Source organism: Massilia arenae (assembly GCF_008014745.1).
Taxonomy (GTDB): Bacteria; Pseudomonadota; Gammaproteobacteria; order Burkholderiales; family Burkholderiaceae_D; genus Telluria; species Telluria arenae.
Genome location: NZ_VPFD01000008.1, coordinates 47,469 through 62,649, shown reverse-complemented (window position 1 = coordinate 62,649; position 15,181 = coordinate 47,469). Strand labels below are relative to the sequence as shown.

Genomic DNA, 15,181 nt, shown 5'->3' with positions numbered 1-15,181 from the left:
GCGCCTGTTTTGTTAGAGACGTTATATGGCCTTGCGGATGCGTTTGTTTAAGAGAGCGAAGAAATGGGATGGTTGGTTGTCCATCGCCATCGCGCGCGACGGCGTTGCCGTCACCGCCATTGAACGCGTCGCCAACGCCACTCCCATGCTGCGCCTGGCTGCGTTCGTTGCCGGTCCGGTTGGCGTCGAGACGATCGACAAGGTGGCGCGCCAAGGCCAGGCCGCCTCGCACCACGTCGTCACGCTGCTGTCCGGCGGTGAATACCAGATCCTCAACGTCGAAGCGCCGAACGTGCCGCGCGAAGAGCTGAAGACCGCCATCCGCTGGCGCCTGAAGGACCTCCTCGACTTCCCGGCGGCGGAAGCGACCATCGACGTGCTCGACATCCCCCTCGACGCCAATTCGCGCGCCCAGCAATCGATTTTCGCTGTCGCCGCCCGCAATACCGTGATCCAGCCGCGCCAGAAGCTCTTCCTCGACGCGAAAGTCGATCTGCACGCGATCGACATCCCCGAGATGGCCCAGCGTAATGTGTCGGCCATGCTGGAGCCGGAAGGGCGCGGCATCGCCATGCTGTCGTTCGGCGACGACGGCGGCCTGCTGACCGTGTCCTATCGCGGCGAGCTGTATCTGTCGCGCCGCTTCGACGTCACCCTGGCGCAGTTGCTGGAGCCGGACCACGAGCGCAAGCACCAGAGCTTCGACAAGATCACCCTCGAGCTGCAACGCTCGCTCGACCATTTCGAGCGCCAGTATTCCTTCATCAGCATCGCCAAGCTGGTGCTCGGACCGTCGCCCGTGAGCGGCCTGGACGAATACCTGTCGAGCAATCTGTACACGCCGGTCGAGACGCTCGACCTGGCCACGCTGTTCGACCTGTCGCGCACGCCCGAGCTGGCGGAAAAGGCGCAGCAGCAGCGCTTCTTTCTCGCGATCGGCGCCGCGCTGCGCGAAGGCGAGGGCTCATGAAGCAACAGATCAACCTGTTCAATCCGTCCTTCCAGCCGCAGAAGCAGGTGCTGTCGAGCGCCACCATCGCGCTGGCCGTGGGTGTCGTGATCGTCGGCATCGCCATCCTTGCCGTGGCCGGCAAGATGGAAACCGCTGAACTGCAGCAGCAGGCAAGCAGCGGCGCCACCCAGCTCGAAAAGCGCCAGGCACGCCTGGCCACGGCCAACCGCGAATTCACCCCGCGCCAGAAGGACGCCACACTGGAGACGCAGATCGCCGAGGCCAACTCCCAGCTGGCCGCGATGCGCCACATCTCCGGCGCGCTGTCGCGCGGTGAACTGGGCGACACCAGCGGCTTCGCCGGTTATTTCAAGGCGCTGGCGCGCCAGAGCGCGCAGGGCCTGTGGCTGACCGGCGTGACGGTCGGCGCCGGCGGCGCGCAGATCGGCATCAAAGGCCGCACGGTCGATCCGGCCATGGTGCCGGGTTACCTGAACCGCCTGACTCACGAGCCGCTGATGCGGGGTAAATCCTTCGCCAGCCTGCAGATCGGCGAGGCCGCGCCACTGCAGGTGCAGGATGCGGACGGCAAGCCCGCCATGCGCCCGGCGCCCTACATCGAATTCAGCCTGCAATCGGTGCCCGAGGAGCAGGGTAAATGAAAGAGCGGATCCTGATCCTGCGCGCGCGCATCGACGCGTTGTCGCTGCGCGAACGCGGCATGGTATGCCTGGCTGCGTGTGCGCTGCTGGCCTTCGCCGGCCACACCCTGGTGCTGGCGCCGATGGAAGCGGCCCAGGAAACGCTGCGCAGCCAGATCGCGCAGCAGCGCACCGAGATGGCGGCGATCGACGAGGCCATCACGGGCCGGGTGCAGGCTTTCCAGCTCGACCCCGATGCTGCATCGCGCGCGCGCCTGAATGCGCTGCGCCAGGAAATGGGCCAGCTCGGCGACCAGCTGCTGGCCATCGAGCACGGCCTGCTGCCGCCCGAGCGCATGGGACCCCTGGTCGATGGCATCCTGCGCGCCAACGGGCGCCTGAAACTGGTGTCGATGCGCACCTTGCCAGTCGAGCCGCTGGCAGACAAGCAGGCGCCTGCGCCAGCCGCGGCATCGGCATCGGCCGCCTCGCCCTTGCTATACCGCCACGGCATCGAAGTCACGGTGCGCGGCAATTATCTCGACATGGTCGACTACATGAGCGCACTCGATGCGATGCCGACCCGGATGTTCTGGGGCCGTGCCCAGCTCGACGTGGAGGAGTATCCCGCCGCGCGCCTGACGCTCACCCTGCATACCCTGAGCCTGGACCGACAATGGATGAAGCTGTGAAGAACCTGTTCCTGACCGCGCTGGCCTGCCTGGCGCTGGCCCAACCCGCCGCCGCGCAAGCGCTGCTCGACCCCACCCGTCCGCCGCCGGGCATGGACCGGATCGCCCCGAAACTGGCCGCCGACGACGATGCGCCGCGCTTGCAGTCGGTGCTGATCGCGCGCCATGCGGGTGGCCGCCATGTTGCGGTGATCGACGGCGAGACGGTGCGCCTGGGCGAGCGCTTCAAGGGCGCGCGCGTGGCCCGCGTCAGCGCCAACGAGGTCGTGCTGGTGCGCGGCGCCGAACGCCAGGTGCTGCGCATGGACGCACCGCTGCCCGGCATGACGCCGGCCGCCAAATGACAAGGCAATCCATCATGACCAAGCTTTTCGCGACTCCCTGCGCGCTGGCGGCGGCGCTGTTCCTGGCCGGCTGCCAAAGCGCTCCGCCGAACGCCACCTATGACGCCATCGCCCAGGAGATGGCCAAGGCCAACGCCCAGCCGGCGCCACGGCCGGCGGTCGACGATGCGGTGGCCAATGCGCTGCTGCCGCCGGCAGCGACCCTGGCCAGCCAGCTGCCCAAGGCCCGGCCGGCGCTCGAGGAGCGCTTCAATGTGGCCTTCAACAACGTGCCCGCGCAGCAGTTCTTCCGCTCGATCGTGGCCGGCACCCGCTATAACATGCTGGTGCACCCTGATGTGAGCGGCAATATCAGCGCCAACCTGAAGGACGTGACCCTGGTCGAGACGCTGGAAGCAGTGCGCGATATGTACGGCTACGACTACAGGATCGACGGCGCGCGCATCAGCATTCGCCCGCTGACCATGCAGACCCGCATGTTCCAGGTGAACTACCTGACCGCCAGCCGGAGCGGGATGTCGAACACGCGCGTGTCCTCGACCTCGGTCGCCGATGCCGGCAACAATGGTAATAACGGCGGTAACAATGGCGGCGGCAACAGCGGTGGCATGGGGCAGGGCTTCGGCAACCAGGACGGGCAGAACGGCCAGAACGGCAACAACCAGAACGGCCAGCGCCAGCTCAACAGCACCGACGTCCAGACCCGCTCCGACAACGACTTCTGGAAAGACCTGAAGGAATCGATCATTGCCATCGTCGGCACGCTCGAGGGCGGGCGCAGCGTGGTGGTGAGCCCGCAGTCCGGCGTGCTGGTGATCCGCGCCATGCCCGACGAATTGCGCAACGTCGACGCCTACCTGAAGGCGACCCAGCTGTCGGTGGACCGCCAGGTGATCCTGGAGGCGAAGATCCTCGAAGTGGAGCTCTCCGACAGCTTCCAGAGCGGCATCAACTGGGCCTCGTTCGCCTCGTTCCGCGGCGGCACCGCCAACCGCGTCTCGGGCGGCATGATCTCGCCCGGCGCGAACCTGGCGCCGCTGCCATACAACGGCGGCCAGCCGGCCCCGATCAACAACGGCTCGGGCCTGGCGGCCAGCACCGGCTTTTCGCTGTCGAACGCGGCCAGCGCGGCCGGTTCGCTATTCGGCTTCGCCTTCCAGACCAATAACTTCGCGGCGCTGATCACCTTCCTGGAGTCGCAGGGCAGCGTGCACGTGCTGTCCAGCCCCCGCATCGCGGCGATCAACAACCAGAAGGCTGTGCTCAAGATCGGCACCGACGAATTCTTCGTCACCGGCATCACCAACAACATCAACACCAGCAATAACAGCACCATCGTCAGCCCGAGCGTGACGGTGCAGCCGTTCTTCTCCGGCGTGGTGCTGGACGTGACGCCGCAGATCGACGACAAGGGCAACATCCTGCTGCACGTGCACCCTTCGGTAAGCCAGGTCACGACCGTCAACAAGGACGTCGACCTGGGCTCCGGCGGCACGCTGCGCCTGCCGCTGGCGGCGTCGAGCACCTCGGAGCTCGACAGCATCGTGCGCGGCCGCGACGGCCAGGTGGTCGCCATCGGCGGCCTGATGCGCCAGGCCTCGAGCGGCGACACCGACCAGTTGCCGGGCGCCGACAAGATCCCGCTGCTGGGCAATCTGTTCCGCAACAAGGCCCGCATGAGCCAGAAGCGCGAGCTGGTGGTGCTGATCAAGCCGACCATCGTCGAAGGGGCGAGCGACTGGAGCCAGGACATGCTGGACGCCGGCCGCCGCATCGAACAGCTCGACCCGCGCAGCCGCGGCCGTACCCTGGGCGCGGACTGATGTACGCGACGCACTTCGGCCTGCGCGAGCTGCCGTTCGGGATCACGCCCGACACCAGCTTCTTCTTCGGCAGCCCGCGCTCGCAGGAAGCGCTGAACACGCTGCTGGTGGCCACGCGCGGCGGCGAAGGCTTCATCAAGATCACCGGCGAAGTCGGCACCGGCAAGACCCTGTTGTGCCGCAAGTTCATGGCCACGCTGGGCGAGGGCTTCGTCACCGCCTATATCCCGAACCCCTACCTGGAGCCGCGCACCCTGATGCTGGCGCTGGCCGACGAACTGGCCATCCCGCTCGAGCGCGACGTCGACCAGCACCAGCTGCTCAAGGCGATCAACCTGCGCCTGCTCGAGCTGGCCGGCCAGGACTTGCGCGTGGTGCTGTGCCTCGACGAGGCGCAGGCAATTCCGGTCGAGAGCCTGGAGGCGCTGCGTCTCTTGACCAATCTCGAGACCGAGAAGAGGAAGCTCCTGCAGATCGTCCTGTTCGGCCAGCCGGAACTGAACCGCAAGCTCGAACTCGACGCGATCCGCCAGTTGGCCCAGCGCATCACCTTTCATTATCACCTTGGTCCCCTGAGCCGCGACGACCTCGATTTCTACGTGGCGCATCGCCTGCGCGTGGCCGGCTTCGACGGCGCGCGCCTGTTCACTGGCGCGGCGATCCGTGGCCTGTATAAAGCCAGCGGCGGCGTGCCACGCCTGGTCAACATCATGGCGCACAAGGCGCTGATGCTCAGCTACGGCCAGGGCAAGCAGCAGGTGGCCGGCAGCCACGTGGCGATCGCCGCGCGCGATACGGTGGGCGTGACGCGCACGATCTGGATCTGGCTGCTAGGGGGCGCCGTCGTCGCCGGCGCGGCGGGCGGCCTGGCCTGGGCGTTCGCGTTATGAGTCTGATTAACAAGATGCTGCAAGACCTCGATGCGCGCGCCGGCCAGCCCGGCGCCACGCCGCTGCCGGCCGACGTGCGCTTGCCGCCGGCGCCCGAGCCGCGGGGACAGTGGATGCGTGGCGCGCTGGCGGGTGGGGCGGTGATCGCCGTCGCCGCGGCCGGCGTGATCGGCTGGCGGATGGCGGGCGAACAGCCGCCGCCAGTGGCGGTGGCCCCGGCGGCTCCCGTTGCGCCTGCCGCTCCCGCGCCGAAGGCGGTGCTGGTCGAGATGCCGGCGGCCGCGCCGGTGCAGGTGGCCGATGTCGCTCCACCGGCGCCGATCGTGCCGGCGCCGGAACCGGAACCGGAACCGGAACCCGAGCCGGCGCCGCCACCGTCGAAGCCAGCGCCTGCGCTGCGCAAGCCGGCCCCATCCAAGCCGGCGCCGGCAGCGCAAGGCCGGGTCGAGACGTCGCCGCAGCGTGCAGAGAATGCCTATCGCCGCGCGCTGCTGGTGCTGGAAGACGGACGCGTGACGGAGGCCATCGCGACCCTGCAGGCCGGATTGCGGATCGATCCGAAGCATGAACCGTCGCGGCAGACGCTGGTGGGACTGCTGATCGAAGCGGGACGGACCGACGAGGCGATGCGCCAGTTGCAGGCGGCGCTGGCGCTCGATGCCCGTCAACCGTCGATGGCGATGCTGCTGGCGCGCCTGCAGCTGGAGCGGGGCGGTCCCGCGCTCGACACCCTGATGCGCACCCTGCCGCATGCGGCCGGCAATGGCGAATACCACGCCTTCCTGGCCGGCGTGCTGCAGCGCGAAGGTCGTCATCGCGAAGCGGCCGAGCACTACCAGGCCGCGCTGCGCACGGCGCCGGGCAATGGCGTGTGGTGGATGGGCCTGGGCATTTCGCTGCAGGCCGAGAAGCGCGATCCCGATGCGGTGGCGGCGTTCTGGCAGGCGCTTGGCAGCGGAACGCTGTCGCCCGAGTTGGCGGCCTTCGTCGAGCGCCGTTTGGGGCAGCTCGAGCGCTAGCGAGTGTCTGACTGGGTTGAGAGGAGCCGCAGAATAATTGTGGTGGCCTACTCCTCCTCACCGTGCCTAGATTTCCCACCCGGCGTTGACATCAAGAAGTCCCGCCTGCTTACGGCGGATCGCTGCGCCTTGTGCGACTATCGGGTTTCAGCCGCACGGTTTTGAAGGTCCCTCGCGAAAACTCCAACCGCATCCTGCAGCATGCCGTTTTGCGGTAGCGAATCGGTGTACGCTTTCGCGCGCACCAGCAACTGCTCTAACGGCTCGTGCTCGTGTGTGTCTTGCATCAGCTGCTTACCTTCGGGACTGGTGAACACCGCCAGAATCTTGCGCGGATCGGTCGCGGGGGCTGCTAGTCGGTTCAGGACGATCTCGCCGTAGTCACGGCCTGTCAAGCCGGATTCGATGCTGGCGACTGCATTGATCCAGTAGCTGTAGCGGATGGAATCGCCGAGGCCGAAGTTGTCCAGCGCCATGGGGAAGCTGGGTTCGCGCGCGGCGAGCAGCGCCAGCAAGCGTTTCTGGGTGCCGGAATTGAGCTGGCCGACAGTGGACGGGCTATCGAAGGTTGAAGCAAGAATCTCTTCTCCGAGCGCGTTGTTCTGACCTTCCATCTCTGCCAGCATACGCGCCTGTTCATCAGCCGGAGCAAATCGCAGGCCATGGGCGAGCTCGGCGAAATAGCTGTCGTCACTGATCAACTTTTCGCTGCGAGCACGCTGGAGCACCTGATACCGGTCCGCAGCATAAACTAGCCGGGAATATGCGAACAGCGCCGTTGTGGCAACACGCGGATTCGGCGAATCGATCAGTGCTTTGATGTCTCGTTCAATTAACAGGTTATTCGCACTGCGCGCTCCAGGGACGTGCATAGTGGCAAGTAGGCTGATAAGTGTGGACTTTTCTTCTCCAATCCGGCTTTTTGCCAGACTCTGTCTGATTATATTGAAACTTGACTCGTTCACGGGGAGTCTCTTATTCAAAACGGTGATCAGAATATCCTGATTGTGCATTGCGCCAGGAGGAGATTTTTGGTAGAGCTGCAGTAGCTCCGGGACCGACTTTCTCGCAAGCTCTTCCATCGACTGTGCAACAGCCATGCCCGTAACACTCGTGCACATGCCAAAGACAGAGCAAAGAATTGCCACTTTTCGCAAAGCTCTCATCGAATTATTCATGGTGCGCTCCCTTGGTTAGCGATATGCTTTCAAGCGGTCGAAGACCAGCTTTGGATTCTTGTCCTCGACATACGCAAAACGTGTGATGAATGTTCTCCATCTGTTCACGGCTGGGCTGACCGATGCGTAGGGACGATGCTCTGGCCATGATGCAGACGGCCGTCAGGCATCAGGATACTCTGTGCGAATAATGGTGTACCAACCAGGCAGGCGGACGCCAACAGTACCGCCCGGGGAAATCGGTGGAGTTTCGCTAATGTGCCAAGGTAATTCATTATCATCCTCTCACAGTGATATCAATTGCCCGTCTCACCTACCCGTTGCCAAGCCCCGAAAACCCCGTCTAATTTGCAGACGAGTTCGATAGCCTGAGGGCTCAGCTCGAAAGGCGGTCGTTGGACATTAGAGGAATCAGAAGTAGCGGCGTCGAGATAGGTCATTGGTCTTATGCTGGCCCGCATGACACCGATCTAAAGGGATGGCGCCATATTGGTATCATCGTCGATCCACCCTAGCCATATTGTGACCAGGTCGACTCGTCCGCTGTGTGGCATGCCCATTCGCGTCGGCCGCCCCCTGGCTAGCGCGGCCGGCCATTCATGTTGTTGTGATAGCATCGCCGGGTTCGCTTCATCCCTGGCATTTATTTGCAAACTCACGTGGTCACATCGATGCAGTTCGTCCCTCCAGCGGCGCCATGGCGCATGCGCATGGCGTTATCGCTGTCCGTGCTGCTTCACGTGCTGCTGTTGAGCATTCCCATCCAGGGGGATGTCTTCGGGCTCTCCGGCCTGCGCCTTCCCTGGCAAGAGCGGCGTCTTGCCGCCAGTGACCTGCAGATCGTGCTGACGCCCGCACCAACCGCCGCCCCTCCTGCACCCGCTGTGGCGCCACGGCCGCTCCCGCTTCCAGCAACCGAACCTGCACCCGCCCCGCGCGAGCGGCCGGCCGCAGCGCCGCCAGGCAGGGCCGAACCCAAGCCCAACCCCAAACCCGACCTCAAACCTGAACCGGACCGGCAAGCCGCCGAGCAGTCGCGCCAGGTGGAACTGATCGCGCTCGCGCGCGAGCGGGCCGACCGAGAGGCAAGCGCGCGCGTGGAGCTCGACCGGATCGCGGCCGAGCGGCGGGAAGCGGCGCGGCAGGAACAGGATAGGCGCGACGCGCTGGCCCGCCTGGAGGAAGAACACGCCGCTGCGGCGCGTCTCGAGGCCGAGCGTCTTGAACTTGAGCGTCTTGACGCCGTGCGGCGCGAGCAGGAGACTGCGCGTCTCGAGGCTGCGCGTCTCGAGGCTGCGCGCCAGGAAGCCATCCAGCAAGAACAGGCGCGCCAGGAGCAGGCCAGGCTGGAGGAAGCCCAGCGCGAGCAGGAGCGGGCAAGGCAGGCACAGGTCCAGGCCCAGGCCAGCCAGGCACCGGTGCAGCAGGGACCTGTCGACCGGGGCCAGGCCGCGCAGCTGGCGCCGCGCGCCGAACAGCTGCGCGCGATCGCCGAGCAGCTGGCCCGCGAGTCCGCCGGACGCGACCGCGCAGGCACCGCGCCGGGTGTGCCACCGCCCACGGTCAGCGGCCTGCGCCGCGGCTGGCTGTTCGGACGCTCCGACCCCAACCAGGACATGGTCCAGTATGCGCAAGCCATGGGCCGCAAGATCGAGTTGAACCGGACGCTGGACATGGTGCGCGAAGCGGTGAAGCAGCCGCATACGCAGCCGGTCGTGACGGTGGCGGTGCGCGCCGACGGCTCCGTGGAAAAGATCACCTTCGAGACCTCGAGCGGGGTGGCGGCGATCGATGACGGCATCCGCAAGATCATCGCGAGCCAGGCGCCTTACGGCCCATTCCCGCCGGCGCTGGCGCGGCAGTACGACGTGGTCGAGATCCGCCGTACCTGGCTGTTCGACGTCGCCGTGCGCTTGCAATAATTACTTCTCAAGTTGCTTGACAAGAACCCCGGAGTGATCCTAAAGTGATATCACTTTGATGCTACTTACCTGAGGGGTGTCCACGATGAATGCAGCACACACGCGCCGCGAATCGGCGTTTTCTTCGGCGAATGGCTACCTGGCGGCCGGCGCCGGGATCGTCTTGCTGCTGACGTCCTTCTATCTGCTCAAGAGAATGGCCGAGTCCTCCGACGGCCTGGTCTTCCTGCTCGGCGCCGTGGTGGTGGGATTGGCCGGCCTGCTGTGCCTGGGCGGCCTGTACATGCTGCAGCCGAACGAGAGCGCGATCCTGACCCTGTTCGGCAAGTACATCGGCACCGACCGCAGCGAGGGCCTGCGCTGGGCTTTCCCGTTCTACGTCAAGCGCCGCCTGTCGCTGCGCGCCCGTAACTTCAATGCGCCGACGCTCAAGGTCAACGACAAGCGCGGCAACCCGGTGGAGATCAGCGCGGCGGTGGTCTGGCGCGTGCGCGACACCGCGCAAGCCGTGTTCGAGGTGGACGACTTCGAGCGCTATGTCTCGATCCAGGCCGAGGCCGCGCTGCGTCACCTGGCATCGCAATATGCCTACGACGAAGGCGAAGACCTGGCCCCGGGCGAGACCACGCTGCGCGCCGGCATGGACGTGGTGGCCGATACGCTCAAGGGCGAGCTGCAGGCGCGCTTCGAGGCGGCCGGCGTCGAGGTGCTCGACGCCAAGCTGACCCACCTGGCCTATGCCGCAGAGATCGCCCAGGTCATGCTGCGCCGCCAGCAGGCCGAGGCGATCATCAGCGCCCGCGCTAAAATCGTGCATGGCGCCGTGAGCATGGTGGAGACGGCGCTGAAGGGCTTGTCCGAGCGCGGCATCGTCGAACTCGACGACGAGCGCAAGGCGGCGATGGTCAGCAATCTGCTGGTCGTGCTGTGCTCGGACAAGGAAACCCAGCCGATCGTGAACACCGGCACCCTGTACAACTAGCAGCGAAACGGCATGGCAAGTCCCGGCAAAAAAGCGTTCCCCCTGCGGATCGATCCAGCCCTGTGGGAGGAATTGCAGCGTCTCGCTGCGCGCGACCTGCGCAGCGTGAACGCACAGATCGAGTTCCTGCTGCGCGAGAGCCTGTCGCGCCGCGGCGTGAAACTCAGGGAAGCGAACAGCGGAAACGATGGAGCGCAAGATGAAACATAATTCGAACGGTGGCCTGGTGTATTCCACCGAGAGCGGGCGCATGTGCCCCGAATGCCGGCAGCCGGTCGCCGCCTGCGCTTGTTTGGCCAGGACGCCTGTCATCGGCGACGGCGTGGTGCGGGTGTCGCGCCAGTCGAAGGGGCGGGGCGGCAAGACGGTCACCTTGGTCAAGGGTGTGGCGCTCGATCCGCTCGCGCTGGCGCTGCTGGGCAAGCAGTTGCGCACGGCCTGCGGCACCGGCGGCACCGTCAAGGATGCCGTGATCGAAGTGCAGGGCGATCACTGCGATGTGGTGATCGCGGCGCTCGAACGGTTTGGTCACCATCCCAGGCGCAGCGGCGACTGAGTCCAGTCCGGGCTTTCCTTCATTCAGATCTTCCGGCGTCTTTGGCACAAGCTGTCGTTGACGCACAAACGCTTCAATTGAACATCCGCAGGCGTGCAAATTGAAGCATTACGCGTCATTCCAACCTCGCAGATTATCCCTGAATTACCCGAATTGAATTGATACGAGCTGAAGCGACAAAAGGCGTCGCATTATCGAAAAAACGTAGTCCTGTTGCTTCCACCCAACGATAATTGCGCGTTCGATTTTTTGTTCAATATCTTTCGCCATATGTATTAAAATTTCCTCCGCGAAATACACGGATGAAATGGCGGAATGCGCAACGCATTCCTTGCCGGCACCGGTAACTCGTCATTACCAATTACCGACGTCATCGTGAGCACAGCCATTTCAGAGCCGGGTAGCACGGCGCCCCCACCTCCGTACGAGTTGCGTACGCCACGCATTACCCTGGCGGATGACCTGATCCTGGCAGCGGAGACCTACCGCATGTTCGAGGAAGCGATTGGGGCCATGCGCCATCACAAGACGGTTTACACCGATTGGGGTTTCGGCGCGGTCGATCCGACCGGCCGCAATATGATCCTCAATTTATATGGTCCGCCGGGCACCGGGAAAACCCTGGCGGCGGAAGCGCTGGCCGGTACCCTGAAGCGTCCATATTTACATATCGGTATTTCGGAAATCGAAAGCAAATATGTCGGAGATACTGCGAAGAATATTTCTGCTGCTTTTACGTTGGCGGCCCGCGAGGGCGCCATCCTGTTTTTCGACGAGGCCGATACCTTGCTCGGCGCGCGTCTTTCCTCGGTAACCCAGGGCATCGATAACGAAATCAATGCGATGCGCTCCACTTTGCTGATCGAACTCGAGCGATTCGAAGGCGTAGTGGTGTTCGCCACCAATTTTGCCAAGAACTACGACAGCGCATTCGTCAGCCGGATTCGCTATCACATCGAATTCAAGCTTCCCGATCTCGGCTGCCGCGAGCGGCTCTGGCAACGCATGCTGGTGCCCGGGGTACCGTTGGCTGAAGACCGCGATGGGCTGATAGCGCGCTGCGCGGAAGCGTCCGAGGGGCTGTCGGGGCGCGAGATCCGCACGGTCTTGCGCACCGCGTTCCCCCGCGCGATCGTCGAGTCGCCACTCGAGCCCGTGGTCCGCTGGAGCCATCTCGACACTGCTATCGGCGACATCCGGGCGGCCAACGCCAATGTCGGCAAGTCGCGACGCCCCGCAAGTAGTGCCAGCGCCAGCGCTGGCATCGATGCGACGCGGCAGGTGATGGGTTTTTCAGACTAATTTCATTGTATTACACACCAATTAACAGGGACACGGAATGGGTTTCTTCAGCAGCTTGGGTAGCTTCGTCAGTTCGGCAGTCAGTTCGGTCGCCAGCGCCGCCAGTTCGGCCTGGAGTGCGGCCAAGGAATGGGCCGGCGCCGCGATGGGCTGGATGGCCGAGAAGGCCGAGGGCTTCGTCGATGGCGTCAAGAAGGCGTGGCAGGTGGTCAAGCCGCATATCGACAAAATCCGCATGGGACTGCGGGCGGCAGCGGAGGCTGTCCCCATCCCGTGGCTGAAAACGGCACTTTCCATGCTCGACAAGGGGATCGGCGCCTTGACCGCCTTCGAGAATTCGCCCATCGCCAAGAAAGTCGACGCGGCCATCAAATGGTCGATCGAAATGGCCAAGCGCTGGCAGGCGGGCCGCAAGCAAACGGAGGCGCAGGCCGAGGCACAGGAGATCGACGACCTGCTCGACGAGACCGAACTGGCGCAAGCCAAGCGGCACCAGGAGACCTTCCGCTTCGCCGAGCGCGAGGTGGTGCCTGAGGAACAGCGCCACCAGATGGAGCTGGCGGCGGCGATCAACGATTTCGAAGTCGCCAAGGCCGATATGGCCAAGGCGATCGCGGCCGGGCCCGCCGATTTCGAGCACTACCTGCGCCTGCGCGCCACGCAGAAGCTGATGAAGATGGCTGACAAGGCTTTCCGCGCGGCGCAGTCGGTGGACGACCTGAGCGCCGACGACCTGTTCCTGGTGCGCATCGCCTCCGACCTGATCAAGGACAAGCCCGAATTGAGCAGGGAGGCGGCTGCACGTCTCGACCGGCTCTTGACCGAGCGCTACAACAAAAAGCTGCAGCCGTTCGTGTTCGAAGAACTTGTGGCGTCCTGGGCCAAGCGCGCTGAGGCGCTCGGGAACCAGTGGAGCCTGGACAACCTTGTCCATGCCAAAGACACCATGCTGCTCAAGAACCTGACCATCGCACGCGATATCCAGGGCGAGTTATCGCCGGAAGAAGCAGCGATGCTGGCCGAGCTCGAGCAGCGCGTGCCGCAGGAGAAGGGCAAGCTCGATGCGCTGGCGCAGAACCAGCGTGACATCCAGCGCTATGTCGGCGCTGCGGAAGGCTTCCTGCAGTTACTGGAAAAGACACCTGAGCAACTGGAGGCCGAAGACCGTGACTTCCTGCAGGAAGACGGCCCGGCGGTGGGCAAGCTCCTGATCGAATGCGCCGACAAGGAGATCGCCTTCAACCAGTTGAGTGATGAGGAAAAGGCCCTGATCAACGACTTCGCCAACGCCTTCCGCAAGGATTCCCAGCAGCGCATGAAGGAAATCCTGGAGGTGGCAGCATGAGCCCGGGCGATATCGTCAGCTTCCTGATGCCGCAGTTGGACGATCCGCTGCAGCTCGTTTTCTTCAGCATCATCGTGTTCATGATGGGCCTGACCATCGTCAGCACACACCGTCACGCGCAGCCGGCGGCCTGGGAACGCAAATGGAACCGCGGCACGCCCGACGACACGAAGGACGACCTGGACATCGAGCATGGCAGCGTGACCGATCTGTGGCATGCCGTTGCCACCAGCCCGGAGAAACTGGCCGAGATCATGCCGGGGTTGCTGCTGGTGGTCGGCCTGCTTGGCACCTTCCTCGGGCTGGGAATGGCGCTCAATCATGCGTCGAGCATCCTCGGCCAGGCCGACCTGGCCGACGCCGGCGCCGCCGCCAGCAGCATGCAGAATCTGCTTGGCATGCTGCAGGGGCTGGGCACGAAATTCAAGACCTCGACCTGGGGCATTCTCGGCTTCGTGCTGCTCAAGATCTGGAGCGAAGTGACGCGCTTCGAGGAAAAGCGGCTGACCTGGGTGATCGGCAAGGTCAAGGCGGAGCTGGAACACCGCAAGCACGCCAAGGCCGCAGCCGACCAGGCCAAACAGGACGTCCTGTTCTCCAATATCGGCCGCGTCGCAACCAAGATCGTCGATGGCATGTCGACCCAGTTCGCCACGCTGATCAAGAGTGACCAGCAACTGCACCTGCAAACCTTGCAGCAACTGAACAGCCTGGAGCAGGTCAGCCAGGGCGTGCGCGCTGAACTCGAGCAGGTGCGTGCCGAGAGCCAGGCCACGCGTGTCGCCATGAGCGACTTCACCCAGGGCACGCAGCACGTGGTCGAGAGCATGGGCCAGGCCGCGCAGCGCATGGCCGATGGCGCCGACAAGGTCGGCGCCGGCGCCGAGCAGTTGCTGGATGCGATCCGGACCTTCGAGCGCCAGTTCAAAGACGTGCTCGATAATGTGCGCCTGGATTTGGGCAAGGCAATCCAGGACATGAGCGCCCAGGCCAGGGATACCCTGGAGCGCGGCAGCGCGCAGCTGGGCGACGCCACGCGCGAGATCTCGACCGCGCTGGGCGAACTGTCGAAGGATACCAAAGAGACGATGGGCGAGGTGAGGAACTCGATCGGTCAGTCGCTCGACATCCAGAACACCACATCCCGCAAATTCATTGTGACGAGTGACGCCCTGACGGAGAACATCCAAGCGACCACCAGCATCGTCAACAACATGGCCGACTCGATCAAGGAAGGCCTTGATTCGGTCGCCAGTGCCACCCTCAGGACGAAGAATGTTGCGACAGCGGCGACGAAATCGTCCGAATCGACCGAGCGCCTCGTCGCTCAGCTGCAATCGCTGCCAGAGTCGCTGAAACCGCTGACGTCGCTGGCGGACGAGCAGAAGTCGCTGGTGGCCGCGCTGGCGCCGGTATCCGGCATCGCCGAGGTCCAGCGCCGCATGCTCGACCTGCTGCAGGCGATGCAGGCTGAAAGAACGGCGGCCGCCGCCGCGGCGGCGCCGACGCAGCCAGAACCTACGCCAATCGGATAA

At 64.5% G+C, this 15,181-nt stretch carries 15 protein-coding genes; 14 read left to right on the top strand and 1 reads right to left on the bottom strand.

The features are described from left to right. The first annotated feature begins 37 nt into the window (after positions 1 to 37). From pilM to FVD38_RS09230, 7 genes are read left to right on the top strand one after another with little or no spacing between them, the layout of a single operon-like run. A complete protein-coding gene (gene pilM / locus FVD38_RS09260) occupies positions 38 to 970 on the top strand; it encodes a type IV pilus biogenesis protein PilM (protein ID WP_147934551.1) in 933 nt (310 codons plus the stop codon). Then, the gene (locus tag FVD38_RS09255; RefSeq protein ID WP_147934550.1) at positions 967 to 1,614 is read left to right on the top strand and encodes a hypothetical protein; all 648 of its coding nucleotides are present in this window, start codon (positions 967 to 969) and stop codon (positions 1,612 to 1,614) included. The genes pilM and FVD38_RS09255 overlap by 4 nt, the downstream gene beginning before the upstream one ends. After that, complete coding sequence (locus FVD38_RS09250; protein ID WP_147934549.1) at positions 1,611 to 2,285, top strand: type II secretion system protein GspM; 675 nt, start codon at positions 1,611 to 1,613, stop codon at positions 2,283 to 2,285. The genes FVD38_RS09255 and FVD38_RS09250 overlap by 4 nt, the downstream gene beginning before the upstream one ends. Continuing rightward, on the top strand, positions 2,282 to 2,629 hold the full coding sequence (locus FVD38_RS09245; RefSeq protein ID WP_229493542.1) for a hypothetical protein: 348 nt from the start codon (positions 2,282 to 2,284) through the stop codon (positions 2,627 to 2,629). Before FVD38_RS09250 ends, FVD38_RS09245 begins: the two co-directional genes overlap by 4 nt. A gap of 14 nt (positions 2,630 to 2,643) precedes the next feature. After that, positions 2,644 to 4,452, top strand: coding sequence for a pilus (MSHA type) biogenesis protein MshL (gene mshL / locus FVD38_RS09240; protein ID WP_147934547.1), 1,809 nt, complete (start codon positions 2,644 to 2,646; stop codon positions 4,450 to 4,452). After that, on the top strand, positions 4,452 to 5,342 hold the full coding sequence (locus tag FVD38_RS09235; protein ID WP_147934546.1) for an ExeA family protein: 891 nt from the start codon (positions 4,452 to 4,454) through the stop codon (positions 5,340 to 5,342). Before mshL ends, FVD38_RS09235 begins: the two co-directional genes overlap by 1 nt. Further along, complete coding sequence (locus tag FVD38_RS09230; RefSeq protein ID WP_147934545.1) at positions 5,339 to 6,361, top strand: tetratricopeptide repeat protein; 1,023 nt, start codon at positions 5,339 to 5,341, stop codon at positions 6,359 to 6,361. Before FVD38_RS09235 ends, FVD38_RS09230 begins: the two co-directional genes overlap by 4 nt. A gap of 137 nt (positions 6,362 to 6,498) precedes the next feature. On the opposite strand, the gene FVD38_RS09225 is transcribed toward FVD38_RS09230, so the two are convergent. Beyond that, on the bottom strand, positions 6,499 to 7,539 hold the full coding sequence (locus FVD38_RS09225; protein WP_147934544.1) for a hypothetical protein: 1,041 nt from the start codon (positions 7,537 to 7,539) through the stop codon (positions 6,499 to 6,501). A gap of 659 nt (positions 7,540 to 8,198) precedes the next feature. Here FVD38_RS09225 and FVD38_RS09220 point away from each other — a divergent pair. From FVD38_RS09220 to FVD38_RS09190, 7 genes are all read left to right on the top strand, one after another. After that, positions 8,199 to 9,461: a TonB C-terminal domain-containing protein gene (locus FVD38_RS09220; RefSeq protein WP_147934543.1), complete on the top strand. Its 1,263-nt coding sequence runs from the start codon at positions 8,199 to 8,201 to the stop codon at positions 9,459 to 9,461. 85 nt (positions 9,462 to 9,546) lie between these two features. Beyond that, a complete protein-coding gene (locus FVD38_RS09215) occupies positions 9,547 to 10,443 on the top strand; it encodes an SPFH domain-containing protein (RefSeq protein WP_147934542.1) in 897 nt (298 codons plus the stop codon). A 12-nt stretch (positions 10,444 to 10,455) separates the two neighbouring features. Further along, positions 10,456 to 10,653: a type II toxin-antitoxin system antitoxin gene (locus tag FVD38_RS09210; protein WP_147934541.1), complete on the top strand. Its 198-nt coding sequence runs from the start codon at positions 10,456 to 10,458 to the stop codon at positions 10,651 to 10,653. Beyond that, positions 10,643 to 10,999, top strand: a complete 357-nt coding sequence (locus FVD38_RS09205; protein WP_147934540.1) for a translation initiation factor Sui1 — start codon at positions 10,643 to 10,645, stop codon at positions 10,997 to 10,999. The genes FVD38_RS09210 and FVD38_RS09205 overlap by 11 nt, the downstream gene beginning before the upstream one ends. 315 nt (positions 11,000 to 11,314) lie before the next feature. Then, positions 11,315 to 12,301: an ATP-binding protein gene (locus FVD38_RS09200; RefSeq protein ID WP_222706908.1), complete on the top strand. Its 987-nt coding sequence runs from the start codon at positions 11,315 to 11,317 to the stop codon at positions 12,299 to 12,301. A gap of 37 nt (positions 12,302 to 12,338) precedes the next feature. Continuing rightward, positions 12,339 to 13,646 (top strand): hypothetical protein, encoded by a 1,308-nt coding sequence (locus tag FVD38_RS09195; RefSeq protein ID WP_147934539.1) that lies wholly within the window; start codon positions 12,339 to 12,341, stop codon positions 13,644 to 13,646. Continuing rightward, entirely contained in the window at positions 13,643 to 15,181 is a 1,539-nt protein-coding gene (locus tag FVD38_RS09190; RefSeq protein WP_147934538.1) for a methyl-accepting chemotaxis protein, read from the top strand. The genes FVD38_RS09195 and FVD38_RS09190 overlap by 4 nt, the downstream gene beginning before the upstream one ends.

Excerpts from the sequence above, each read along its gene's own strand:
- pilM (WP_147934551.1), top strand. The coding sequence starts at position 38 with ATGCGTTTGTTTAAGAGAGCGAAGAAATGGGATGGTTGGTTGTCCATC.
- FVD38_RS09190 (WP_147934538.1), top strand. The coding sequence starts at position 13,643 with ATGAGCCCGGGCGATATCGTCAGCTTCCTGATGCCGCAGTTGGACGAT.
- FVD38_RS09205 (WP_147934540.1), top strand. The coding sequence starts at position 10,643 with ATGAAACATAATTCGAACGGTGGCCTGGTGTATTCCACCGAGAGCGGG.
- FVD38_RS09200 (WP_222706908.1), top strand. The coding sequence starts at position 11,315 with ATGCGCAACGCATTCCTTGCCGGCACCGGTAACTCGTCATTACCAATT.
- FVD38_RS09210 (WP_147934541.1), top strand. The coding sequence starts at position 10,456 with ATGGCAAGTCCCGGCAAAAAAGCGTTCCCCCTGCGGATCGATCCAGCC.
- FVD38_RS09195 (WP_147934539.1), top strand. The coding sequence starts at position 12,339 with ATGGGTTTCTTCAGCAGCTTGGGTAGCTTCGTCAGTTCGGCAGTCAGT.
- FVD38_RS09250 (WP_147934549.1), top strand. The coding sequence starts at position 1,611 with ATGAAAGAGCGGATCCTGATCCTGCGCGCGCGCATCGACGCGTTGTCG.
- mshL (WP_147934547.1), top strand. The coding sequence starts at position 2,644 with ATGACCAAGCTTTTCGCGACTCCCTGCGCGCTGGCGGCGGCGCTGTTC.
- FVD38_RS09215 (WP_147934542.1), top strand. The coding sequence starts at position 9,547 with ATGAATGCAGCACACACGCGCCGCGAATCGGCGTTTTCTTCGGCGAAT.
- FVD38_RS09255 (WP_147934550.1), top strand. The coding sequence starts at position 967 with ATGAAGCAACAGATCAACCTGTTCAATCCGTCCTTCCAGCCGCAGAAG.
- FVD38_RS09230 (WP_147934545.1), top strand. The coding sequence starts at position 5,339 with ATGAGTCTGATTAACAAGATGCTGCAAGACCTCGATGCGCGCGCCGGC.
- FVD38_RS09235 (WP_147934546.1), top strand. The coding sequence starts at position 4,452 with ATGTACGCGACGCACTTCGGCCTGCGCGAGCTGCCGTTCGGGATCACG.
- FVD38_RS09225 (WP_147934544.1), bottom strand. The coding sequence starts at position 7,539 with ATGAATAATTCGATGAGAGCTTTGCGAAAAGTGGCAATTCTTTGCTCT.